This is a genomic window from Pseudomonas sp. ML2-2023-3, assembly GCF_037055275.1.
Taxonomy (GTDB): domain Bacteria; phylum Pseudomonadota; class Gammaproteobacteria; order Pseudomonadales; family Pseudomonadaceae; genus Aquipseudomonas.
The window spans coordinates 3,692,721-3,714,656 of sequence record NZ_CP146343.1; the positions used below are offsets into that span (position 1 = coordinate 3,692,721).

At 60.7% G+C, this 21,936-nt stretch carries 21 protein-coding genes and 1 pseudogene; 17 read left to right on the top strand and 5 right to left on the bottom strand.

What is annotated here, in order from left to right:
* Positions 1-2: 2 nt before the first annotated feature.
* From V6P94_RS16960 to V6P94_RS16980, 5 genes are read right to left on the bottom strand one after another with little or no spacing between them, the layout of a single operon-like run.
* Positions 3-1,049, bottom strand: a complete 1,047-nt coding sequence (locus tag V6P94_RS16960; RefSeq protein ID WP_326397796.1) for a hypothetical protein — start codon at positions 1,047-1,049, stop codon at positions 3-5.
* A 21-nt stretch (positions 1,050-1,070) separates the two neighbouring features.
* Positions 1,071-1,976 carry a flagellar hook-associated protein FlgL gene (flgL, locus tag V6P94_RS16965; RefSeq protein ID WP_326397795.1) on the bottom strand — a complete coding sequence of 302 codons (906 nt, stop codon included), beginning with the start codon at positions 1,974-1,976 and terminating at the stop codon, positions 1,071-1,073.
* Between the two features lie 36 nt (positions 1,977-2,012).
* Complete coding sequence (gene flgK / locus V6P94_RS16970; RefSeq protein WP_133079261.1) at positions 2,013-3,377, bottom strand: flagellar hook-associated protein FlgK; 1,365 nt, start codon at positions 3,375-3,377, stop codon at positions 2,013-2,015.
* Positions 3,374-3,958, bottom strand: a complete 585-nt coding sequence (locus V6P94_RS16975) for a lytic transglycosylase domain-containing protein (protein ID WP_326397794.1) — start codon at positions 3,956-3,958, stop codon at positions 3,374-3,376. Before V6P94_RS16975 ends, flgK begins: the two co-directional genes overlap by 4 nt.
* Positions 3,886-5,007 (bottom strand): sigma-54 dependent transcriptional regulator, encoded by a 1,122-nt coding sequence (locus V6P94_RS16980; RefSeq protein ID WP_338647825.1) that lies wholly within the window; start codon positions 5,005-5,007, stop codon positions 3,886-3,888. Before V6P94_RS16980 ends, V6P94_RS16975 begins: the two co-directional genes overlap by 73 nt.
* A gap of 605 nt (positions 5,008-5,612) precedes the next feature.
* On the opposite strand from V6P94_RS16980, the gene V6P94_RS16985 reads away from it, so the two are divergent.
* The 17 genes and pseudogenes from V6P94_RS16985 to alr all read left to right on the top strand — a co-directional run bounded on the left by V6P94_RS16985 (position 5,613) and on the right by alr (position 21,816).
* Positions 5,613-6,452, top strand: a complete 840-nt coding sequence (locus tag V6P94_RS16985; RefSeq protein WP_133079260.1) for a FliM/FliN family flagellar motor switch protein — start codon at positions 5,613-5,615, stop codon at positions 6,450-6,452.
* A complete protein-coding gene (locus V6P94_RS16990) occupies positions 6,449-6,820 on the top strand; it encodes a FliM/FliN family flagellar motor switch protein (protein WP_133079259.1) in 372 nt (123 codons plus the stop codon). The genes V6P94_RS16985 and V6P94_RS16990 overlap by 4 nt, the downstream gene beginning before the upstream one ends.
* Before the next feature lie 35 nt (positions 6,821-6,855).
* Complete coding sequence (gene fliP, locus V6P94_RS16995) at positions 6,856-7,584, top strand: flagellar type III secretion system pore protein FliP (RefSeq protein ID WP_405046753.1); 729 nt, start codon at positions 6,856-6,858, stop codon at positions 7,582-7,584.
* A complete protein-coding gene (locus V6P94_RS17000; protein WP_133079257.1) occupies positions 7,584-7,856 on the top strand; it encodes a flagellar biosynthetic protein FliQ in 273 nt (90 codons plus the stop codon). Before fliP ends, V6P94_RS17000 begins: the two co-directional genes overlap by 1 nt.
* A gap of 4 nt (positions 7,857-7,860) precedes the next feature.
* Entirely contained in the window at positions 7,861-8,661 is an 801-nt protein-coding gene (gene fliR, locus V6P94_RS17005; protein WP_338647830.1) for a flagellar biosynthetic protein FliR, read from the top strand.
* Positions 8,654-9,784, top strand: a complete 1,131-nt coding sequence (gene flhB / locus V6P94_RS17010; protein WP_338647832.1) for a flagellar biosynthesis protein FlhB — start codon at positions 8,654-8,656, stop codon at positions 9,782-9,784. The genes fliR and flhB overlap by 8 nt, the downstream gene beginning before the upstream one ends.
* 2 nt (positions 9,785-9,786) lie before the next feature.
* Positions 9,787-11,888, top strand: a pseudogene (locus V6P94_RS17015) (flagellar biosynthesis protein FlhA).
* Between the two features lie 80 nt (positions 11,889-11,968).
* Positions 11,969-12,535, top strand: coding sequence for a GNAT family N-acetyltransferase (locus V6P94_RS17020; protein WP_338647834.1), 567 nt, complete (start codon positions 11,969-11,971; stop codon positions 12,533-12,535).
* 400 nt (positions 12,536-12,935) lie between these two features.
* Positions 12,936-13,952 carry an iron ABC transporter substrate-binding protein gene (locus V6P94_RS17025; RefSeq protein ID WP_133079252.1) on the top strand — a complete coding sequence of 339 codons (1,017 nt, stop codon included), beginning with the start codon at positions 12,936-12,938 and terminating at the stop codon, positions 13,950-13,952.
* Positions 13,953-15,545 carry an ABC transporter permease gene (locus V6P94_RS17030; RefSeq protein WP_405046694.1) on the top strand — a complete coding sequence of 531 codons (1,593 nt, stop codon included), beginning with the start codon at positions 13,953-13,955 and terminating at the stop codon, positions 15,543-15,545.
* A complete protein-coding gene (locus V6P94_RS17035; RefSeq protein ID WP_133079251.1) occupies positions 15,542-16,594 on the top strand; it encodes an ATP-binding cassette domain-containing protein in 1,053 nt (350 codons plus the stop codon). Before V6P94_RS17030 ends, V6P94_RS17035 begins: the two co-directional genes overlap by 4 nt.
* A gap of 78 nt (positions 16,595-16,672) precedes the next feature.
* On the top strand, positions 16,673-17,437 hold the full coding sequence (locus tag V6P94_RS17040; protein WP_133079250.1) for a hypothetical protein: 765 nt from the start codon (positions 16,673-16,675) through the stop codon (positions 17,435-17,437).
* 29 nt (positions 17,438-17,466) lie between these two features.
* The gene (locus V6P94_RS17045) at positions 17,467-17,901 is read left to right on the top strand and encodes a hypothetical protein (RefSeq protein WP_133079249.1); all 435 of its coding nucleotides are present in this window, start codon (positions 17,467-17,469) and stop codon (positions 17,899-17,901) included.
* 90 nt (positions 17,902-17,991) lie between these two features.
* Entirely contained in the window at positions 17,992-18,657 is a 666-nt protein-coding gene (locus V6P94_RS17050; protein WP_133079248.1) for a response regulator, read from the top strand.
* Entirely contained in the window at positions 18,633-19,988 is a 1,356-nt protein-coding gene (locus tag V6P94_RS17055) for an ATP-binding protein (RefSeq protein WP_338647838.1), read from the top strand. Before V6P94_RS17050 ends, V6P94_RS17055 begins: the two co-directional genes overlap by 25 nt.
* 36 nt (positions 19,989-20,024) lie before the next feature.
* Positions 20,025-20,465 carry an EamA family transporter gene (locus V6P94_RS17060; protein WP_133079246.1) on the top strand — a complete coding sequence of 147 codons (441 nt, stop codon included), beginning with the start codon at positions 20,025-20,027 and terminating at the stop codon, positions 20,463-20,465.
* Between the two features lie 121 nt (positions 20,466-20,586).
* Positions 20,587-21,816 carry an alanine racemase gene (gene alr / locus V6P94_RS17065; RefSeq protein WP_133079245.1) on the top strand — a complete coding sequence of 410 codons (1,230 nt, stop codon included), beginning with the start codon at positions 20,587-20,589 and terminating at the stop codon, positions 21,814-21,816.
* Positions 21,817-21,936: the final 120 nt, after the last annotated feature.

A 21,936-nucleotide genomic window follows, 5' to 3' on the forward strand; every position in this document is an offset into this window, starting at 1 on the left:
ACTCAGCCCATCAACCCGACCACCCGGTGCCGCGACACATTGGCCTGGCATTGCACCAGTTGCGCCACTTTCAGGTAGTCACTGCCCTGCCCGGCTTCGCCCTCAAACACGCGACCGGCAAAGTCGTGGGCCCAGCGCTTTTCATCCTTGCTTTCGTGGCGACCGATCTGCTCCCGGACATGCCCCTGGCGCTGATTGAGTTGCTCGATGACCCCGTTGACCCGCACCAGCCCTTTGTCCACCGTGGCCATCAACTGACGCAGCTCGGCCCGGCCCGTACCTTTGGGCGCAATCAAGGGTGCGCCCAGCAGGTTTTCCTCCTTGCTGTGCACCGGGGTAAAACTGGCCCGGGCGAAGAGTTTGTCTTCACCCTGGATCGACATCTGGCCCTTGAGCTTGCCCCATTGCGACTCGGTGGCCGAGAAGCGCAATTTCGCTTCGCCGTTGACCTCGGCATGCAACCCGGCCTGGGCCAGGCTGGTGTTGAAGCGGCGCAGGATCTGGCGCTCGTTCATGTCGTCGTCCAGCACCACGGCAATCGGCCCCGGCATGTGCCGCCCGGCACTGAACAGCAGGGTTTCGCTGCCCGAGGCCTGTACCGCGTTCAGGGATTCAAGCCCCTGAATGCTGAAACGGCTGCGCAACGGCTGGTCCAGGTTAAGGCCCATCTGGGCATCGACACTGGCGGCCGATAACCGGCTGCGGTTCTCCAGCAGGTCGTTGAGGCGATTGACAGAACGGGCCAGGGCTTCACCTTCGAGACCGCCCTTGGCCGGGCCGTTGAGGCTGCGGCCAAGATCACGCTTGAAACTGCTCAACTGCTCGGTGACCTGGGTCAGGTACAGGTGCGCGGCCTGAATGGAAGACGACTGCTGGTTCAACTGCAGGCTCAGCCCGGCCATTTTCCCCGGCTGGCGCTGGGCGCTGGCCAATTCGGGCGGCCTGGCATTGCGCACACGCTGTTGGGGCACGGTGTCGCGCTGCTGGGCCTGAGTGCGCATGCCCAGGTCATAAGAAGCAATGGCCGAGCGTTCGTTTACAACTTTCATGTCGGGTGTTCCGGTTCTGGTTTACATCAGGTCAAACAAGGAAATGGCCGCTACGCGGGTATAGACCTTCTGGCTGGCCTGCATTGAAAGCTCGTAGCCACTGACCTGCAGGAACGCCCCGCCCATGTCCAGTTGCGACAGATCACCCTGGACTTTCTGGTTGGCCAACGACACATCGGCGTTGCCGTTGCCCAGCAGGGTCAGGGTGTTCTGGCGCCCGCCCAGCTCGGTCAGCCCGCCCAGCACGCGGCCGTGGGTCTGGTCCAGGCTGTCCAGCGTGTCCTTGAGCTGCTGGCGGGTGGCCGGGTCGTTGGGCGCGGCCTTCAGACTGTCGACCAGACTGTGCAGATCGTTCAGCAGGTCGGCATTGGGGCCCAGGATGTCCCTGGCCGTCACGTTGTCATCGATCATCACGCCATTGCCCACGACCGCCTGTCGGTGCTGGTCGTTGCCCGTCACGCTGTAGGTGCCGCTGGCCGGGTCAAAGGTCACGGCCGGGGTGTTGCTGAGCGTGCCCGAAAACAGGTAGTTGCCCGCTTCGTCCTTGGCGTTGAAGTAGCTCATGATGCTCTGTTCCAGGCTCGACATTTCATCGGCGATGGCCGAGAGATCCTCGCCGCTGTTGCTGTCGTTACCGGCCCACAGCAGCAGATCGCGCACGCCGAGCATGGCGTCGGAGCCGGACTTCAAATAGGTTTCCTGCACCATGAGGTTGTCCGATACCCGGCCGATATTGAGGTTGTATTGTTCCAGGCTGGCCTGCTCGCGCTCGATACGCATCAGGCGGGCGCTGGCAATCGGGTCGTCCGAAGGTTTCTGGATGCGCAGGCCGCTGCCAATTTGTGCCTGCAGCTTGCCGATCGCCTCGGCGTTGCGGTTCATGTTGCTGTGCATCAGGGCAGAGGTGTGTACGTTGGTGATTCGCATGTGTTCAGGCCTTTACTCAAGTCGATGTGCCGGGCTTCAGACAGCCGCCAGAATGGTGTCGAAAATACTGTTGGCGGTCTGAATGACCTTCATGTTGGCTTGCAGCGCCTTGTTGTAATCCATCACCGCCTGGGCTTCTTCGGTATCACTCACCGCACTCACGCTGTCGCGCTGGCTCTGGGCCTGCTCGGTGACGGTGGTGGCAGACTTGAGGTCGGCCTGGTTCTGTCGGCTGGCACTGGCCACATCCCCCAGCATGCCGCTGTAGGCTTCGCTCAACGTCACCGAGTTGCCGCCCACCGTGACCCGGGTGTTTTTCAGTTCGATCAGGTCCAGCAACACCTGGTTGTTGCCGCTCTCGCCCGCGACACCGGACAGCGCCAGCTCCTCGGGTCTGACGTTATTCATTTGCAACAGACCGTTGGTGCTGCTGGGGTCGAATGTCAGCAGCGGGCTGCCCGGGTTGCCATTGAGGTCAAAACCGGTCGCCAGGGTGTCATTGACCAGGGTCGACAGGGCCCCGGCCATTTCCTTGAGGCTTTCACGGGCGGGCAGCAAGCTGTTGTGCTCGACGTTGTAGAGCCCGCCGAACGCGCCGCCCAGGGTGTCCTGATGCAAAGGGAAACTGGTGCCTGCAAAATTCAGCGCCACTTCCTGTTCACCTGCAGCGTTGAGGGTGATCGATAACTGGCCCGCGGTTTTGCCGCTGACCAGTGGCTGGCCGTTGGCCAGGGACACGGTCAGGGAGCCGTCGCGGCTTTCGCTCACGCGCACATCGGCGTACTTGCTCAGCTCGCCCACCAGGGACTCGCGGTGATCGCGCAGTGCAGAACTGTCGGCGCCGTTGGATTCGGCCTGCACGATTTTCTGGTTGAGCAGCGCCAGGTTATTGCTCAGACCGTTGATTTCGGTGCCCATGGCCGAGCGTTGCTCATGCAGGCCCTTGAGCTGATTGTCGATATTGCTGTTGAGCCCGTTGAAGCGCTGGGTGAGATTTTTCATCTCGGACAGGATCTGCTGGCGCAACGGGATATCACCGGGGCTGCTGCTGGCAGCGCTCAGGGCAGCATAGAAGTTGTTGAGCCCGGTGCTCAGGTTGGAACCCTCCCCCGACATCACGCCTTCCAGCGAACTGAAGTAGTCCTGACCGGCCTGGTAGTAGTTCATGTCGGTGGTGGCACGCCACAGTTGCTGGGTCTTGAAGCTGTCGCTGATGCGTTTGACCCCGATTACGTTGACCCCGCCCCCCACCTGCTGGCCCTGCCCGCCGACCGAGCCCGTCTGCACGGACAAGCGGCTGTAACCCGGGGTGCGGATGTTGGCAATGTTCTGTGCCGCCGCGTTCAGGGCGACTTGCGCCGCCGATACACCGGAATAACCGATCTGGCCCATGAGGCTCATGTTTCAATCTCCTTGCGCGCAACCCGCATGTTCTGGGCAAAGGCCGGTGAACTCAGTTCGGCTGCACGGCTGACGGTGGTAGTGAGGTCCTGTGTGCTTGAGGCGACCGCAATGGCGTCCGACTTAAATGCCAGGCCATCAATCTTCCCGCTGCGCGTAGCAGCGGACGGCGCTCTGGGTGACACACCGCTCTGGCCAAGGTCGGCCAGGATCGAACGGGTGTAGTTGCGGGTTTCCTTGAACGGAATGCGCTCCACCCACTGACTGACGCTGATCGTGCCCTGGCGCGGGTCGCCATTGCTCTTGAGCCACTCATCCACTCGCCCGGGCCCGGCGTTGTACGCCGCCACCGCCAGCGCCGTGGCGCCGTCATAGCGCTTGAGCAGTTTGTCCAGATACGCCGTGCCCAACTGCTTGTTGTACTCGCCATCACGGGTCAGGCGCTGCTCGTTGTAGTGCAGGTTCAGCTCCTGGGCCATTTCCCGGGCCGTGCCCGGCATCAGTTGCATCAGGCCACGGGCGCCCTTGGGCGAGACCACCGCCACCCGCCCGCCCGACTCGTGCTGGATGACCTTTTCCACCAGCGCAACCAACCCGGCAGCCCCCTTGCCAAGGCTGTCGATACCGCGCTGCCAGCCGTGGCGGCCAGACCCAGATCCTGCGGCTGGATGAACAGCCCTTTGCGCAGGATCAGCGCCCGTTGCAGGGTGTTTTCCAGTTCGCGCACATTGCCCGGCCAGTCATGTTGCAAGAGCGCCTGGCAGGCCTGTTCGGTGAGCAGGCCATCTGCATCTTCCTGGGGGGCGTACTGGCGGATAAAACGGTGGGCCAGGGCCAGCACATCGTCCTGACGCTCGCGCAACGGGCTGATGTGCAGCGGCAGCACGTCCAGACGAAACATCAGGTCGGCGCGGAACCGCCCCTGGGCCACCTCTTCGCTCAGGTCGCGGTTGGTTGCAGCAATAATGCGCACGTCCAGGGCGATTTCCTTGTGCCCGCCCAGACGCTCCACGCGCTGTTCCTGCAACACGCGCAACAGTTTGGCCTGCAGGCCCAGGGGCAACTCGCCGATCTCGTCCAGCAGCAAGGTGCCGCCATTGGCCATTTCAAACTTGCCGCACTGGGCCGTCACCGCGCCGGTAAAGGCGCCGCGCTCATGACCGAACAGCAGGGATTCGAGCATTTGCTCGGGGATGGCCGCGCAATTGACAGCCACAAACGGGGCATTGTCGCCGGAGGCAAAACGGTGAATGTAGCGCGCCATCATCTCTTTGCCGGTGCCGGTTTCACCGGTAATCAGGATCGGCGCACGGGTCACGGCCACCCGCTGGGCCATCGCCAGCAGACGGCGCCCCGCTGCCGAACACGACACAAAGCTTTCCTGGGCACTGGCCGCCGCCGCATGCCGCTGCAACAACGCCTTGATCTGGGTGGCACTGAACGGCGCCAGCAGGTAGTCCACGCACCCTCTTTCAAGCAGCGCCGTTGCACGTTCCTGCTCGGCGTACTCGACAACCGGAACAATACTTATATGGCGGGCGTGACGAATAAGGTTTTCAGTCTCGGCATTTAACAGTTGAACTGAAAAGCCGCTGACAAACACAAACACCAGGGTGGTTTGATTGAACACTTGCGTGTGCAACTGGCTATAACTTTCAACACAGATCACAGGACAATGTTGTTCAGACAAACTGTCGACCAGTATTGAATACCCTTTATTGTCCGGGTGACCCACCACAATAACGGGAGGGTGTTCGGCGCGGGGCTCAAACGAGGCCGTAGCGGGATGACTATACGAATTAATAACCGGTCTCACCGTGTATACCTGCGGTTTGGATCGCATGTGTCTGTCGGCATGAATGCGGGCACCCGGCGTGGGGAAGTGTTCATGACGGTGCGATACCTGTGCGTGTTCGTTTCGGGTGCTGGCTGCACTCAAGCAGCCTGTAAAGACTCACGTTCCTGTGACCGTTCGAACTGTAGGCAAGGTCGCGACAAAACTGAAATCATTAACCATCAAATCGTCCTGATCCTTATCAAACGGCGATTTGACAGTTTTTGATTTAGGAATTTCTACCCGGGTTCCTATACTCGCCACCAGCCAGGCGCTCCCCGCCCCCAGCAGGCAGCGGATGTCTGCTTCTCGATTCCAGGAAACGAATCACCTGCCCCTTCCAGGCAGACACGAGAAACAAAAGGATGCGCGCTACAACTTCCAGGAACGATCTTTTCACTATGACTGGTTATAGAAAAGTTCAACATCAGGTGCCCGCAGACGACCTGTTGTTTTTAAAGCCCGAAAAACTGGGCCGGTACTATCACAAAGTACCTATTTATATAAAAGAGCTGGCAGGCAAATACCCAAAGGCACTGAGCGATTACTTTTTAAGTACCTATCGAATCAACAGCGATCTGCTGGAAGTGGTTGTCCATGAAACACAACAACCGGATCCGCAATGCAGGTACATGACCGCTATCGGCAAAATCGGTTTCAGTATCGAGCGCCCGTTATTAAGCGAGTTGCTGGAAAGTTACTACGGTGGCTCCACCCCCCCTGCCCAGGACGAGCCGCCGGTCAGTTCCTCGGAACACCGCATGCGTACGCGGCTGGGTGTCGATGTCTCGACCATTTGTGCCCGCATCCTGATGGGGGACATCCCCCTGGGCACGGTCGACAGTTCGGTGAGCACCTATGAAGAGATTCACTGGGCCTACTGCATCGAGTTCGTGTTTTGCAGCACCGCCACCCAGTTGGTGTCGTCGGTGTTCCTGTCTCTGGATGCCCATGCCGTCGATGAGCTGACGCGCCGCCTGAGCGATGACCAGCCCTCGTCCCAGTCCGACGGCGCCGGGTACCCCATCGTCGAATTGCCGGTACACCTGGACTGCGTACTGGCACGGGCACACATGCCCCTGGGCAAGGTGCTGGCGTTGCAAGTGGACGACATCCTGATGGTGCGTTTGCTGGAGCGCTGTGAAGTGCATATCAAGCAGCAAAAATTGTTTCACGGGGCCATTTCCGAAGATGACGGCGCCTTGTTTTTAACCTCTCTCGACAGTGTTAACAGCCAATGAACACCTCCATCTCCGATTCCGACTTCGACAACCTTCTCAATGACACGCTGCCTGCCTTTGACGACGACCTCGCGCCTGCGCCCAGCCCCCCTGAAGCGGCTCCCCTGCCCCATCAGGACTTGAAGTTTTTCGGCAAGATCCCGGTCACCGTCACCCTGGAAGTGGCCTCAACGGAAATTACCCTGCGCGAGCTGATGGACGTTGACGCCAGCAGTGTGATTGCCCTGGACAAGCTGGCTGGCGCGCCACTGGACGTCAAGGTCAACGGCGCCCTGTTTGCCAAGGCCGAAGTGGTCGTGGTGCATGGCAACTACGGCCTGCGGATTGTGGAACTCAGCGGCTCCAGCCTGAGTGACCTGGCGTTATGAAACTGATCAAGCCAGCCGCGTTCTGCATTCTGGTCATGCTCGTGGCGTGTGTACCGCAATGGGCCCTGGCGGCCAACGGCGAGATCTCGCTGTTCAGCCTCAATGACGGTGAAAACGGCCAGGAACTGAGCATCAAGCTGCAAATCCTGGTGATGATGACGCTGCTGGGTTTCTTGCCGGCCATGTTGATGATGATGACCAGCTTTACGCGCTTCATCATCGTGCTGGCCATCCTGCGCCAGGCCCTGGGCCTGCAGCAGAGCCCGCCCAACCAGATTCTGATCGGTATCGCGCTGTGTCTGACCATGCTGGTCATGCGCCCGGTGTGGCAGGAGGTCTACCACGATGCCTACCAGCCGTTCCAGAACGATCAGATCACCATGGATCAGGGCCTGGACGTGGCCAAAAAGAGCATCAGCGGTTTTATGCTCGCACAAACCAACAAGGCCTCCCTGGAGACCATGGTGGCGCTGGCCAACGAAACATTGCCCGAAAACCTTGAGGACCTCGACTTCTCCCTGCTGTTGCCGTCTTTCGTGCTCAGTGAGGTGAAAGCCGCATTCCAGCTGGGGTTCATGATCTTTCTGCCGTTTCTGGTGATTGACCTGGTGGTCGCCAGTGTCTTGATGGCAATGGGCATGATGATGCTCTCACCCATGATGATTTCACTGCCCTTCAAGCTCATGGTGTTCGTGTTGGTGGATGGCTGGGCCCTGTTGATGGGCACCCTGGCCAGCAGCATCCAGCCCTTTGGAGGTTCGTGATGATGACGCCTGAAGTCGCCGTGGGCCTGGTGGGCCACGCCGTATTGATCACGGGCCTGATTGTCTGCGTGCTGGTGGTGCCCAGCCTGCTCGGAGGCCTGCTGGTGAGCGTGTTTCAGGCCGCGACCCAGATCAACGAACAGATGCTCAGCTTTCTGCCGCGCCTGCTGATCACCCTGGGCATGCTGATGTTTGCCGGTCACTGGATCTTGCGCAAACTCAGCGACCTGTTTATCGAAACCTTCAAGATCGCCGGGTCCCTGGTGGGCTGAGCCGATGAACGCGACCGAACCCCTGATGAACGCCAGCCAGTACCTGCACACGCTGCAGGGCTACTGGTGGCCGTTTTGCCGACTGCTGGCGGTGTTCAGCATGGCCCCGCTGTTCAACCACAAGGCCATGCCGAAGAGGGTCCGGGTGCTGCTGGCCCTGATGGTCACCGCAGCCATTGGCGGCGCCCTGCCCCCGGTGCCGGAGGTCAACCCGCTGTCGGCCGGGGGCGCGCTGCTGGCCCTTGAACAGATCGCCTTCGGCCTGATCCTGGGGCTGTGCCTGCAACTGGTATTCACCGTGTTCAGTGTGGTCGGGGAAGTGGTGTCGGCGCAGATGGGCATGACGATGGCGCGCTACAACGACCCGGTCAACGGCGTGTCGTCGTCATCGATCGTGTACCAGTTGTACTTCGTGTTGCTGGCGTTCCTGTTCCTGTCCATCGACGGGCACCTGGTGACCCTCAGCGTGCTGTTCAAAAGCTTCAGCCACTGGCCGATTGGCAGCGGGCTCAACTACCAGAGCTACACCGTGTTCATCCAGGCCGTGGCCTGGGTATTCAGCGCCGCCGTGCTGCTGACCCTGCCGATGGTGTTCTGCGTGGTGCTGGTGCAGTTCTGCTTTGGCCTGCTCAACCGTATCTCACCCTCGATGAACCTGTTTTCCCTGGGGTTCCCGATCACCATTCTGGTGAGCTTGCTGTGCATCTACCTGACCTTGCCCAACCTGCCGGAAAACTACCTGCACCTGACCCGCGACCTGCTGGACAACATCGGTGCCATGCTCGAAGGAGGGCCGGATGTCTAACAACAGCGCCCAGGAAAAAACCGAAGACGCCACGCCCCAGAAGCTGCGCAAAAGCCGAGATGACGGTCAGGTCACCCGCTCCAAGGACCTGTCCACCACCGTGTCGCTGATTGCCACCCTGCTGATCCTCAAGATGGTGTTTTCCAGCTACTACCACGGGCTTGAAGAAAGCTTCCGGATCTCGTTCCTGAACTTCAACTCCAGTGAAATCACCCAGGAGGACCTGGGCCTGATTCTGAGCCACAACATGGCCCTGTTCGTGAAGATACTCGCCCCCCTGCTGCTCACCAGCGTACTGGTGGTGGTGTTTTCACTGATCCCGGGGGGCTGGGTGTTCGTGGCCAAGAATTTCTATCCGAAATTCAGCAAGCTCAACCCGATCACGGGCCTGGGGCGCATCGTCTCGAAACAGAACTGGGTCGAACTGCTCAAGTCGATGGCCAAAATTGCCGTGCTGATCGGTGTGGCCTGGCTGTTGATCAGCGACGCCGTCCCCCAACTGATCGCCTTGCAGCGCACCAGCCTGCCCACGGCCATCGGTACGGCGTTCAACATGACGTTCAACATCCTGATCGCGCTGATGAGCATATTTGTGGTGTTCGCAGCCATCGACATTCCGATCCAGCGCTACTTCTTCCTGAAAAAACTGCGCATGACCAAACAGGAGCGCAAGGAAGAACACAAGAACCAGGAATGCCGCCCCGAGGTCAAGGCCCGGATCAAGCAGATCCAGCGCCAGATTTCCCAGCGCCAGATCAGCAAGGTGATCCAGGACGCCGATGCTGTGATCGTCAACCCGCAGCATTACGCCGTGGCCATCAAGTACGACACCAACAAGGCCCAGGCGCCCTTCGTGATCGCCAAGGGCGTCGATGACATGGCCCTGTATATCCGCAAAATGGCCACCGCCCACAAACTCGAAGTGCTTGAAATACCGCCCCTGGCCCGGGCCATTTACTTCACCACCCAGGTCAACCAGCAGATCCCGGCGCCGCTGTATGCCGCCGTCGCCCATGTGCTGACCTACATCCTGCAACTCAAGGCATACAAGAGCGGAATGCGGGCCAAACCGCAGTTGCCGGACAACCTACCGATACCCGAAAGCATGGCGAACAAGGCATAAACATGAACGTATTGCACAACCTCCTCCCGACGCTGCGCAGTGGCCGCATCGGGATCCCGCTGGTGATTCTGTCGATCCTGGCGATGATCATCCTGCCCTTGCCGCCGTTGCTGCTGGATATCCTGTTCACCTTCAACATCGCCATGGCCGTGCTGGTGCTGGTGCTGATGGTCAGCGTGTCGTCCAAAAGCCCGCTGGATTTTTCCCTGTTCCCCACGGTGATCCTGATCACCACCCTGCTGCGCCTGACCCTGAACGTGGCCTCGACCCGTATCGTGCTGCTCGAAGGCTATAACGGCACGGGGGCTGCGGGCAAGGTCATCGAATCGTTCGGTGAAGTGGTGATCGGCGGCAACTTTATCGTCGGGATGATCGTGTTCGTGATCCTGATGATCATCAACTTCATGGTCGTCACCAAGGGCGGCGAGCGGATTTCCGAGGTGACGGCGCGCTTCACCCTGGATGCCCTGCCCGGCAAACAGATGGCCATCGATGCCGACCTCAATGCCGGCTGATCACCCAGGACCAGGCCAAGCAACGACGCCAGACCATCTCCAAGGAAGCCGACTTTTACGGCGCCATGGACGGTGCATCGAAATTTGTGCGCGGCGATGCAATTGCCGGGATCCTGATCCTGATCATTAACCTGTTTGGTGGTTTCGCCATCGGCCTGTTTGTGTACGACTTGCCCGCCGGGCTGGCCTTCAAGCAATTTGCCCTGCTGACCATCGGTGACGGCCTGGTGGCCCAGATCCCAGCGCTGTTGCTGTCCACCGCCGCCGCCTTGATCGTGACGCGGATCAACGAATCTGCCGAAATCACCACCCAGGTGCGCCGCCAGTTGCTGGCCTCGCCAGCCTTGCTCTACACCGTGGCCGGGATCCTGCTGGTACTGGGCCTGGTGCCCGGCATGCCGCACATCGCGTTCCTGGGTTTTGCCGCGATTGTCGGTGGTGTGGCCTGGAGCGTGTCACGCTTTCAGCCTCCGGCCGAGGCTGTTGAGCTTGAAGCGGTCAGCGCACTCAGCGCCGCCATGCAAAACGAGCGCAGCCAGAGCCTGGCGTGGGATGACATCCCCCACGTGGAGCGGCTTTCAGTGTCCCTGGGCTACAAGCTGGTGGGGCTGGTCAATGAAGCAGCGGGCGCGCCCCTGACCCAGCGCGTGCGCGGTTTGCGCCAGACCCTCTCGGAAAACCTGGGTTTCCTGCTGCCTGAAATCCAGATCCGCGACAGCCTGCGACTCAAGGCGGCGCACTACTCCATCCATATCAACGGCGAGCAGATCGAAGGTGCCGAAATCCATGCCGACCACCTGATGGCGATCCCTTCGGCCGATCTGTACGGCGAAGTGGACGGGATTCTGGGCATCGACCCGGCCTACAAAATGCCGGTGGTCTGGATCAACCCGGTCGACAAGAGCCGGGCCCTGAACCTGGGTTATCAAGTGGTTGACTGCGCCGGGGTGATTGCCACGCACCTGAACAAGGTGATCCGCGACAACCTGGCGGACATCTTCAAGCACGACGACGTCGACAACCTGATGCAACGCCTGACCGAACTGGCGCCCAAACTGACCGAGAACCTCAAGGGCCAGCTGTCCTATACCCAGCAGCACCGGGTGTACCGCCAGTTGCTGGTGGAGAACATCTCGTTGCGCGACATCGTCACCGTGGCCACGGCACTGGTGGAAAGCAGCGAAAGCACCAAAGACCCTGTCCTGCTGGCTTCCGACGTGCGCTATGCCTTGCGCCGCAACATCGTCTCGAGCATTACCGGGCGACGGGATGAAGTCAGTGTGTTCGTGCTCGACAATGCCCTGGAAAACACCCTGCTGGGAGCCTTGAGCATTGCTCAGCAAGCGGGCCCGGTGAGCCTGGACAACATTCCCGTGGAGCCGAATCTGCTCAACCAACTGCAAAACGCCATGCCGGTGGTCAAGGAAAAACTGCGCAAGGACGGTCATCCGCCGGTGCTGACGGTCATGCCGCAACTGCGTCCGCTGCTGGCGCGATATGCGCGGGTATTCAGCCCGGGGTTGCACGTACTGTCGCAAAATGAAATCCCGGAGAACGTCAGCGTCAATATTGTCGGGACGCTGGGGTAAACACGCGCCCGTGCGGGCCTGCGGATTACCGCAAGCATTGAAATCCGATACACAACAACAAAAAGACTCACGGAGACACGATGACCGACACACCGCAAATGCCCCAGATTTACACCAGCCGCCTCTTGCTCAGACCTTTTACGGAGCAAGACTTCCCGGCTTTTCTGGGCTATCACTTACTGCCTGAAACCTACCGCTACCTGTTTAAGGTGCAACCTGACCCACAGGCCATCAGGGAGCGCTTCAAGCGCGCCTTGAACCCCCAGGCTGAACATGACGGGGATGAAGTGCGCTGGGCCATAGTCAAGCATCCAGAAGGAATCCTGACCGGTGAAGTGATGATTCGAATGGCCAGCAAGGCGTCCGGACAGGCAGAGATCGGTTGCATATTCGCCCCGTCGTTTCACCGGCAAGGCATCGCATCGGAAGCGCTGACAGCGTTGATTGGCGTGGTTTTCGAACACTACGACTTGCATCGCTTGTATGCGTCCATCGATATCCGCAATACCGGTTCATACACCCTGTTCAGCAAACTGGGGTGGAAACAGGAGGGCTGCCTGATTGAAAGCCAGTGGGTCAACGGCGAATGGACCAGCCGGTATATCTACGCCATGTTGGCTCGCAACTGGCAGGGCTCAGGGGTTTAGAGCGAGGCTGACTTTACGACGGCTACGTCGGGGTGCCGCATCACGCCGATCGCAGCCTCGCACGGCTCGTCAGCGACTACAGATTCGGCACCCATCCCGCATATACCGCATGTACCGCATGTAGTCGCTGACGAGTAGAACGAGGCTGCGATCGATCGCGAAGCGGTCGCAAAACCGGTACATGCGGTATGCCTGACTAACCGTGGAAGCCGACCTTACGACTGCCGCACAGCAAAAAGCCCATCACATCAATTAACCATTTATTTGACGTTTTTTTCTCATTCCCGGTTCTACATTCGCCGCGCCTGAGCATGCTAATGATTCCCATTGATTCTGGAGCCATTACGCACTGTCTTCGTCGTCAGCCGCGCGCACATCATAAAAACCGGAGTTGCACATCATGGTCAGCCGTTTCCCTTCTTTGTTTAAAACCGCCCTGTTGAGCGCTGCATTGATCAGCGCCGGACACGTCACCGGAGCAAACGCCGACGACGGCATTGTGGTCTACAACGCCCAGCACGAAAGCCTGACCAAATCCTGGGTCGAGGGGTTCACCAGGCAAACCGGGATCAAAGTCACCGTGCGCAACGGCGACGACACCGAGATGGGCAACCAGATCGTCCAGGAAGGCAGCGCCTCACCCGCTGACGTGTTCCTGACCGAAAACTCCCCGGCCATGGTTCTGGTGGATAACGCCGGACTGCTAGCGCCAGTAGCCCCCCCCACTCTCGAACAGGTCGGTTCTGCCTATCGTCCGGCCCAAGGTAAATGGCTGGGGATTGCTGCAAGGTCCACGGTATTTGTGTTCAACCCGAGCAAGCTCCCCGCAGCCGAGGTGCCGGCGTCCCTGCTTGACCTCGCCGCTCCCGCCTGGAAAGGCCGCTGGGCCGCGTCGCCTGCAGGGGCCGACTTCCAGGCCATTGTCGCCGCCGTGCTCGAACTCAAGGGCGAAGCCGCCACCCTCGACTGGCTCAAGGGGATGAAAGCCAATGCCGCCATCTACCGTGGCAACAGTGCAGTGCTCAAAGCCGTCAATGCGGGCCAGGTCGACAGCGGCGTGATTTACCACTACTACAGCTTCGTCGATCAGGCCAAGACGGGCGAAAACAGCAAAGACACCACCCTGCATTACTTCAAGCACCAGGACCCGGGCGCCTTTGTCAGCATTTCCGGGGGCGGCGTACTGGCGTCCAGTAAGCACCCGGAGCAGGCCCAGGCGTTCCTCAAGTGGATCACCGGCAAGGACGGTCAAGCGGTTCTCAAAGAGGGCAATTCGTTCGAATACGCCGTGGGCCAGAACGCCCCGTCCAACCCGAAGCTGGTCCCGTTGACGCAACTTGACGCCCCCAAGGTCGATGCCTCTCGCCTGGACAGCAAAAAAGCCGTGGCCCTCATGACCCAGGCCGGACTCCTCTAATTGTTGCCTGAAACCCTGCCGGCGGGCCTTGGGCCCGCCCTTTGCGCATCACGCTCACGCCGCCGCTTGTTGAGCCGCAGCGGCACCTGGGTGACGGGGCTGGCGGTGCTGGTGTCGCTGCTGTCATTACTGCCGATTGCCTTTGTGATCGGCGTGTCCTGGCACGTCGGCTGGGAACAGATCGAAGCGCTCGTGTTCAGGCCACGGGTAGGCGAACTGCTGGTCAACACGGTATTGCTGGTGCTGATCACCCTTCCCTTGTGCGTGCTGCTGGGCACAGCCCTGGCCTGGCTGACCGAGCGCAGCAACCTGCCCGGGCGGCGCGCATGGTCATTGCTGGCCGTTGCATCCCTGGCAGTGCCTGCCTTTGTGCACAGCTACGCGTGGGTCAGCCTGGTGCCATCGATTCATGGATTACCGGCCGGGGTGCTGGTCTCGGTCATCGCCTACTTCCCTTTTCTCTACTTGCCGGTCGCCGCAACGTTGCGTCGACTCGATCCCGCCATCGAAGACGTTGCCCAATCCCTGGGGCTCAAGCCCTGGGCCGTGTTCTGGCGCGTAGTGGTGCCGCAATTGCGCCTGGCCATTTGCGGCGGCGCGTTGCTGGTGGGCCTGCATCTGCTGGCGGAATACGGCCTGTACGCGATGATCCGCTTCGATACCTTTACCACCGCGATCTTCGACCAGTTCAAATCCACCTTCAACGGACCGGGGGCCAATATGCTCGCGGCGGTTCTGGCGCTGTGCTGTCTGGCGATGCTCACCGCCGAGTCTGCCGCCAGGGGGCATGCCCGCTACGCCCGCGTGGGCTCGGGCAGCGCCCGCGAACAGCGGATCGTGCCCCTGGGCCGTCCCGCCACACTGCTTGCCCTGGGGGTGTGCAGCGCGACCTGCCTGCTGGCGCTGGGTGTCCCGTTGATGACCCTCGGCAAATGGCTGATCGCGGGAGGAAGAGAGGTATGGCACTGGAGCGATCTGCTCCCGGCACTGGAGCAGACCCTGTTTCTGGGGGTGGCGGGCGCCTTGCTGACCACCTGTGCGGCGGTGCCGATTGCCTGGCTGTCGATTCGCGCCCCCGGACGCCTGCAACGCCTGCTGGAAAGCTGCAACTACATCACCAGCTCATTGCCCGGCATTGTGGTCGCGCTGGCGCTGGTGACCGTGACCATCCACTTCGCCAGACCGATCTATCAGACCACCCTCACCGTGCTGCTCGCCTACCTGCTGATGTTTATCCCCCGGGCACTGGTGAGCCTGCGCGCAGGCATTGCTCAAGCCCCCGTTGAACTGGAGAACATGGCCCGCAGCCTCGGCCGCTCCCCGGCCCGGGCCTTGTGGCTGATCACCCTGCGTCTCGCCGCACCGGGAGCGGCCGCAGGCGCCGCGCTGGTGTTTCTGGCCATTACCAATGAGCTGACCGCCACCCTGCTTCTGGCGCCCAACGGCACTCGCACCCTGGCGACCGGTTTCTGGGCCATGACCAGTGAAATCGACTATGCGGCGGCAGCGCCCTATGCACTGATCATGATCCTGCTGTCACTGCCGTTGACCGGGCTTCTTTACCATCAATCCAAACGCACGGCTGGCCGATGAACGCTCTCGAACTCAACGCGATCTGTAAAACCTTCGGCTCTCAGCGCGCCCTGGACAACATCACTCTGGCGGTGCCCTCCGGCAGCAGAACAGTCATTGTCGGGCCGTCCGGCTCAGGCAAGACCACCCTGCTGCGCATGATTGCCGGTTTTGAATCACCCGACTCCGGCAGCCTCTCGCTCAACGGCAAGGTCCTCCTGGACAGTACCCGGGACGTCCCTGCCCACCAGCGCCGGATCGGTTATGTGCCACAGGATGGCGCCCTGTTCCCGCACATGAACGTGGCCGCCAATATTGGCTTTGGGCTGGCAGCCAAGGGCCACGCCAGAGATGAACGCATCGCCGAACTGATGGACAGCGTGGCCCTGGACTCAAACATGGCCACGCGCTGGCCCCACGAACTGTCTGGCGGGCAGCAACAACGGGTGGCGCTGGCCCGTGCGCTGGCGCAACAGCCCAGCCTGATGCTGCTGGATGAACCGTTTTCAGCCCTGGACACCGGGTTGCGTACCGCCATGCGCAAAATGGTCGCACGCTTGCTGGCAGATGCAGGGGTTACAGCGATTCTGGTGACCCACGATCAGGGCGAAGCCCTGTCTTTTGCCGATCAGCTCGCGGTGATGCGCCAGGGTTGCCTGGTGCAGGCCGGCCAGCCGATGGCGCTGTACCTGCACCCCAGGGACGAGCAGACCGCACTGTTCCTCGGCGAAGCCGTGCTCATACCCGCCAGGATCGATAACGGCTGGGCCGAGTGCGACCTGGGCCGGATTGCTGTCAACCATCAGGGCCGCAGCAAAACGGCGCAGATCATGCTCAGGCCCGAACAACTGCAGGTCAGCCCGGCATCCCCGGATGGCACAGGCTGTAGAGGGGTGGTCACCGAGCGCGATTTTGGCGGCAATACCTGCACCCTGAGCGTCACATTGGTGGCAGGCACACTCGAGCCGGGCCGGTCGTTACCGGTGCATTGCCCGGGTTTGATGGCGCCAGCCATTGGCAGCGCGGTGCAACTGACCACTGTGGGCCAGGCCCATGTCCTGAAAAGTTGAGCGCCCTCAGTCTCAGCTAAGTGTCGTGCCGTACCTTTTGTCCTGCGCCAATGACCGCGCATCACAGAGGTTACGCAAATGAATGCCACTGCAGCCCGATGGCTGAACAAGGTGCCCGAGGTGACGCTGTCATTCTGGGTGATCAAGATCATGTCCACGACCGTGGGCGAAACCGGCGCCGATTACCTGGCCGTTGACGCGGGCTTCGGCGCGGGCTGGACCAGTATCGGCATGGCCGCACTGCTGGCAATTGCGTTGTTCTGCCAACTGCGCACCAAGGCCTGCACCCCGTGGATCTACTGGCTGACCGTGGTACTGGTGAGCATCGTCGGCACGCAAATCACCGACATCCTCACCGACAAGCTGGAGGTGAGTCTGTACACCAGCACGGCGATTTTTTCCGGGTTGCTGGCGATCAACTTCATGGCCTGGTACCGCACCGAACGCAGCCTGTCGATCCGCGAGATTGTCACGCCCAGGCGTGAGTTGTTCTATTGGACCACGGTGCTCTGCACATTCGCCCTCGGCACGGCGGCCGGTGATCTGGCAACCGAAGCCCTGGGCCTGGGTTTCACCCTCGGCGCGGTGATCTTCGCAGGCTTGATTGCCCTCACCCTGATGGCCTGGCGCATGGGTGCCAACCCCGTCCTGAGCTTCTGGATCGCCTACATCCTCACTCGACCATTTGGTGCTTCGCTGGGCGACTTGCTGACCCAGGCCAAAACCTATGGCGGCCTGGGCATGGGTGCCACCTGGACCAGCGCCCTGTTCCTGTGCGTGATTGTGCTGCTGGTGGCCGCCGCCCAGTTCAATGCGAACAACCGCAAAGCCGTTACGGCCTGAACCTTTAAATTTCCATCAAGGACATCACCATGCGCCACCCTCAAACCCTGATTCGTCGTATTGGCATCGCTTCCTCAATCCTGCTGCTGAGCATCACCGCCGGTTGCTCTAAACCTGCCGACAAACCGGCCGATCTGAGTGCCGCCACCGCCAGCACACACAGCACGACGGGCTCGAAGCTGGGCGACCTGTCACCCTTTCACAGCATCGCCGCTGACGTCAGCGCACGGGTCGCCAACAATGATCTGTCGGGGGCGAAAACCCGTATCAAGGACCTCGAAACCAGCTGGGACTCTGCCGAAGCGGGGATCAAACCCCGGGCTGCCAGCGACTGGCATGTGCTGGACAAGGCCATTGACCACGCACTGGATGCCCTGCGTGCCGACAGCCCGAGCACGACCGAGTGCAAGGCGGCCATGGACAACCTGCTCAAGGCATTTGACTCGATGAAAGGCAATTCCTGAAGCGTCGGGCGGACAAGCCACGGCACAGGTGCTTCAATACAGGCGCGATGGTGAAAACCGGAGCGCCTGTTTTATTTTCCGGAGCGGCACATGCGCATATTGCTGGTCGAAGATGATCCCATGATTGGCGATGCGATCCAGGGCGCACTCACGGACGCCAGTTATGCAGCGGACTGGGTGAAAAACGGCCTCAAAGCCCTGAGCGCACTGGAAACCCAACGCTACGACATGGTGCTGCTTGATCTCGGCCTGCCCGGCAAGGATGGCTTTGAAGTCCTGGCCAGCATTCGTGCCCGCAACAACCCGGTGCCCTTGCTGATCCTCACCGCCCGGGACAGCCTCGACGACCGGCTGCGCGGCCTGGACGGCGGAGCCGACGACTACCTGCTCAAACCCTTCGACATGGCTGAACTGTTGGCGCGCATGCGTGCGGTTCTGCGGCGCAAGGATGGCAGCGCCCTGCCCCTGCTCAGTAACGGTGTGGTGTCCCTGGATCCGGTCTCCAAACTGGCCACTACCGAGAGTCAAGACGGCGTCGCCCTTTCCAGCCGCGAATTCGCCCTGCTGCAAGCGTTGCTGATGCGTCCGGGAGCGATTCTGTCGCGCAGTGAACTTGAAGATCGTCTGTATGGCTGGGGCAACGAAGTCGAAAGTAATGCCATTGAGTTCCTGATTCACTCCGTGCGCCGAAAATTGGGCAGCCACATCATCAAGAACGTCAGGGGAATGGGATGGATGGTTTCAAAAAACGCTTGAGGGAGTCGGTTCAACTCAGGCTATCGGCGGCACTGTCACTGACCATTGTGCTGGTGGCCGTGATCGCCAGCGTGTTTGCCTTTTTCTCGGCCCTGGACGAAGCCCACGAGTTGCAGGACGAAAACCTGCATCAGATCGCCCTTCTGTTCGATCGCCAGCAAATGACTCTGCACTACCCTCAGGGCCTGGGCCCGGCGGGGGATGACGAAGAGTCCCGGGTAATCATTCAATACCTGGTCGATGGTAAAAAAGCCCCGGGCAATACCGACGACGCTCTGCCGTTGCCATTGCCCACCACCCTGGCCGATGGCCTGTCCACGGTAGACGTGGGCGGCGAAGCCTTTCGCGTGCTGGTCAGGACCACCGCCAACGGCGAGCGCATTGCCGTCGCCCAGGAGGTCGATGCCCGCAACAAGGACGCCCGCGAAAGTGCCTGGCGCAGTGTGTTGCCCTTCCTGTTTTTGTTTCCTGTGCTGCTCCTGGTGGTCAGTGACCTGGTGCGCAAGCTGTTTCGGCCCATCGCGACCCTCGCCGCGCAAATCGACCAGCGTGCCGAGCAAGCATTGCATCCCATTGACGAGCAGCATCTACCCACTGAAATCCGCCCCTTTGTGGTGGCTATCAATCGCCTGCTCGCCCGCGTGGAGCAGTCCATGGACAGCCAGCGGCGCTTTGTCGCCGACGCCGCCCACGAACTGCGCTCGCCCATGACCGCTCTGTCACTGCAGGCCGAACGACTGGCCGCGACCCAGATGCCGGAGCAGGCCCGCGAGCGCCTGGAACCCTTGTCCCGAGGGATTGAGCGCAGCCGGCAACTGATCGACCAGTTGCTGAGCCTGGCCGCCGCACAATTTACCGCTGAACGCCCACGCACCCGGGTTTCAGTACATGACGTGTTTCGCCGGGTGCTGGAAGACTTGTTGCCCCTGGCGCAGCGCAAGCAACTCGATATCGGGGTGGAAGGCGACGAAGATGTGCAGCTCATGATCAATGACATGGACCTGTTTACCCTGGTCAAAAACCTCACGGACAACGCCATTCGCTACACCCCGCCAGGGGGCAGGGTCGATCTTGGCGTGGAGCTGATCCACGGCAGCGTACACCTGTATGTCAAGGACACCGGGCCGGGCATTGCCCTCGACGAACAGGCCCGCATCTTCGATCCGTTTTATCGCAGCCTGGGCTCCGGCGAAACGGGCTCGGGACTGGGGCTTTCGATCGTCAAGGCCATCGCCGGGCGTATCGGCGCCAGGGTTGAACTCACGTTTTCGGATAAGCTCAACAACAGCGGTTTATGGGTTACGGTCTGGCTGAAAACCGACATGCACTGACACACAACCAGCGTTTCTGACCCTTCAGGTAAATTTATGGGCACTTCGTTCTATTCAAGCTGGACATTCTGGGCGCTGCTGTCGGCCGTGTTTGCTGCCATGACGGCCATTTTCGGGAAGATCGGCATCACCGGGATCAACTCCGACTTCGCCACGTTGCTGCGGACCGTGGTGGTCTTGGTCAGCCTGGCGTTGATCCTGTATGCGACCGGCCAATATCAGTCCCTGGGCTCGATATCGGCCCGCAGCTATGTGTTTTTGGTGTTGTCGGGGCTTGCCACCGGCGCGTCGTGGATTTGCTACTACCGCGCCCTGCAACTGGGCCAGGCCTCATTGGTTGCCCCCGTGGACAAGCTCAGCGTGGTGATTGTTGCCGTGCTGGGGGTGACGCTGCTGGGTGAAAAGCTCGATATCCGCCAATGGGCAGGGATCAGCCTGATTACGGTGGGCGTGGTGCTGCTGGCGTGGCGCCGATAAGCCTGACACGACACTTTCAGACAGATCCGCGGCCGAGGGAGTGACAATTCCTGCAGGCCGATTCTAGTATGGCCGCGCATCACTCCCCGCCCCATAAAAAAAACGTATGGAAACTCTGAAAATGCCCTTCACCCGTACCCTTCTTGCCCTCTCTTTGGGCATGGCTTTACTGCAAAACCCGGCCTTTGCTGCGCCGCCCCTGTCGATGGTCGACGGCGTTGCCCAGGTCAACACACAGGACAGCAATGCCTGGGTCGAGATCAACAAAGCCGCGTTCGAAAACAACATTCGCGTGCTGCAAACCACCCTCGCCGGCAAGTCGAAAATCTGCGCCGTGCTCAAGGCTGATGCCTACGGTCACGGGATCGGCCTGCTGATGCCATCGATCATCGCCATGGGTGTGCCGTGTGTGGGCGTCGCGAGCAATGAAGAAGCACGCGTCGTACGTGAAAGCGGCTTCAAGGGCCAGCTGATTCGCGTACGCACGGCGGCATTGAGCGAGCTGGAAGCGGCATTGCCGTACAACATGGAAGAATTGGTGGGCAACCTCGATTTCGCCGTCAAGGCCAGTCTGATCGCCGAACAGCACGGTCGTCCGCTGGTGGTTCACCTGGGGCTGAACTCCAGTGGCATGAGCCGCAACGGCGTGGAAATGACCACGGCTGAAGGCCGTCGCGATGCGGTCGCCATCACCAAAGTACCGAACCTTGAAGTACGGGCGATCATGACCCACTTCGCGGTCGAAGATGCCGATGACGTGCGCGCCGGTCTCAAGGCCTTCAACCAGCAGGCGCAATGGTTGATCGACACGGCCCAGCTTGATCGCAGCAAGATCACCCTGCACGCGGCCAACTCGTTCGCCACCCTTGAAGTGCCCGAGTCGCACCTGGACATGGTCCGCCCTGGCGGCGCGCTGTTCGGTGACACCGTGCCGTCCCACACCGACTACAAGCGCGTGATGCAGTTCAAATCCCACGTTGCCTCGGTCAACAGCTACCCCAAGGGCAACACCGTCGGTTACGACCGCACCTACACCCTGGGCCGCGACTCGAAACTGGCCAACATCACCGTGGGTTACTCTGACGGCTACCGTCGTGCCTTCACCAACAAAGGCATCGTGCTGATCAACGGGCACCGTGTGCCAGTGGTGGGCAAGGTTTCGATGAACACCCTGATGGTCGACGTCACCGACGCGCCGGATGTGAAGAGTGGCGATGAAGTGGTGCTGTTCGGGCATCAAGGCAAAACCGAAATCACCCAGGCAGAAGTTGAAGACATCAACGGTGCACTGCTGGCGGACCTGTACACGGTGTGGGGCAACTCCAACCCCAAGATCCTGACCGACAAGTAAGCCGCCAGTAATCGCCTGTAATCGCCTGTAGTCGCTGACGAGTAGAACGAGGCTGCGTCCAGTTTGGTGCGCCACTGCAACGAAGCAGTCGTAAAACCCGCCACCTGGATTCACGATCGC

Coding starts and splice junctions, on each gene's coding strand:
- V6P94_RS16960 (WP_326397796.1), bottom strand. CDS start 1,049: ATGAAAGTTGTAAACGAACGCTCGGCCATTGCTTCTTATGACCTGGGC.
- flgL (WP_326397795.1), bottom strand. CDS start 1,976: ATGCGAATCACCAACGTACACACCTCTGCCCTGATGCACAGCAACATG.
- flgK (WP_133079261.1), bottom strand. CDS start 3,377: ATGAGCCTCATGGGCCAGATCGGTTATTCCGGTGTATCGGCGGCGCAA.
- V6P94_RS16985 (WP_133079260.1), top strand. CDS start 5,613: ATGACTGGTTATAGAAAAGTTCAACATCAGGTGCCCGCAGACGACCTG.
- V6P94_RS16990 (WP_133079259.1), top strand. CDS start 6,449: ATGAACACCTCCATCTCCGATTCCGACTTCGACAACCTTCTCAATGAC.
- fliP (WP_405046753.1), top strand. CDS start 6,856: ATGCTCGTGGCGTGTGTACCGCAATGGGCCCTGGCGGCCAACGGCGAG.
- V6P94_RS17000 (WP_133079257.1), top strand. CDS start 7,584: ATGATGACGCCTGAAGTCGCCGTGGGCCTGGTGGGCCACGCCGTATTG.
- fliR (WP_338647830.1), top strand. CDS start 7,861: ATGAACGCGACCGAACCCCTGATGAACGCCAGCCAGTACCTGCACACG.
- flhB (WP_338647832.1), top strand. CDS start 8,654: ATGTCTAACAACAGCGCCCAGGAAAAAACCGAAGACGCCACGCCCCAG.
- V6P94_RS17020 (WP_338647834.1), top strand. CDS start 11,969: ATGACCGACACACCGCAAATGCCCCAGATTTACACCAGCCGCCTCTTG.
- V6P94_RS17025 (WP_133079252.1), top strand. CDS start 12,936: ATGGTCAGCCGTTTCCCTTCTTTGTTTAAAACCGCCCTGTTGAGCGCT.
- V6P94_RS17035 (WP_133079251.1), top strand. CDS start 15,542: ATGAACGCTCTCGAACTCAACGCGATCTGTAAAACCTTCGGCTCTCAG.
- V6P94_RS17040 (WP_133079250.1), top strand. CDS start 16,673: ATGAATGCCACTGCAGCCCGATGGCTGAACAAGGTGCCCGAGGTGACG.
- V6P94_RS17045 (WP_133079249.1), top strand. CDS start 17,467: ATGCGCCACCCTCAAACCCTGATTCGTCGTATTGGCATCGCTTCCTCA.
- V6P94_RS17050 (WP_133079248.1), top strand. CDS start 17,992: ATGCGCATATTGCTGGTCGAAGATGATCCCATGATTGGCGATGCGATC.
- V6P94_RS17055 (WP_338647838.1), top strand. CDS start 18,633: ATGGATGGTTTCAAAAAACGCTTGAGGGAGTCGGTTCAACTCAGGCTA.
- V6P94_RS17060 (WP_133079246.1), top strand. CDS start 20,025: ATGGGCACTTCGTTCTATTCAAGCTGGACATTCTGGGCGCTGCTGTCG.
- alr (WP_133079245.1), top strand. CDS start 20,587: ATGCCCTTCACCCGTACCCTTCTTGCCCTCTCTTTGGGCATGGCTTTA.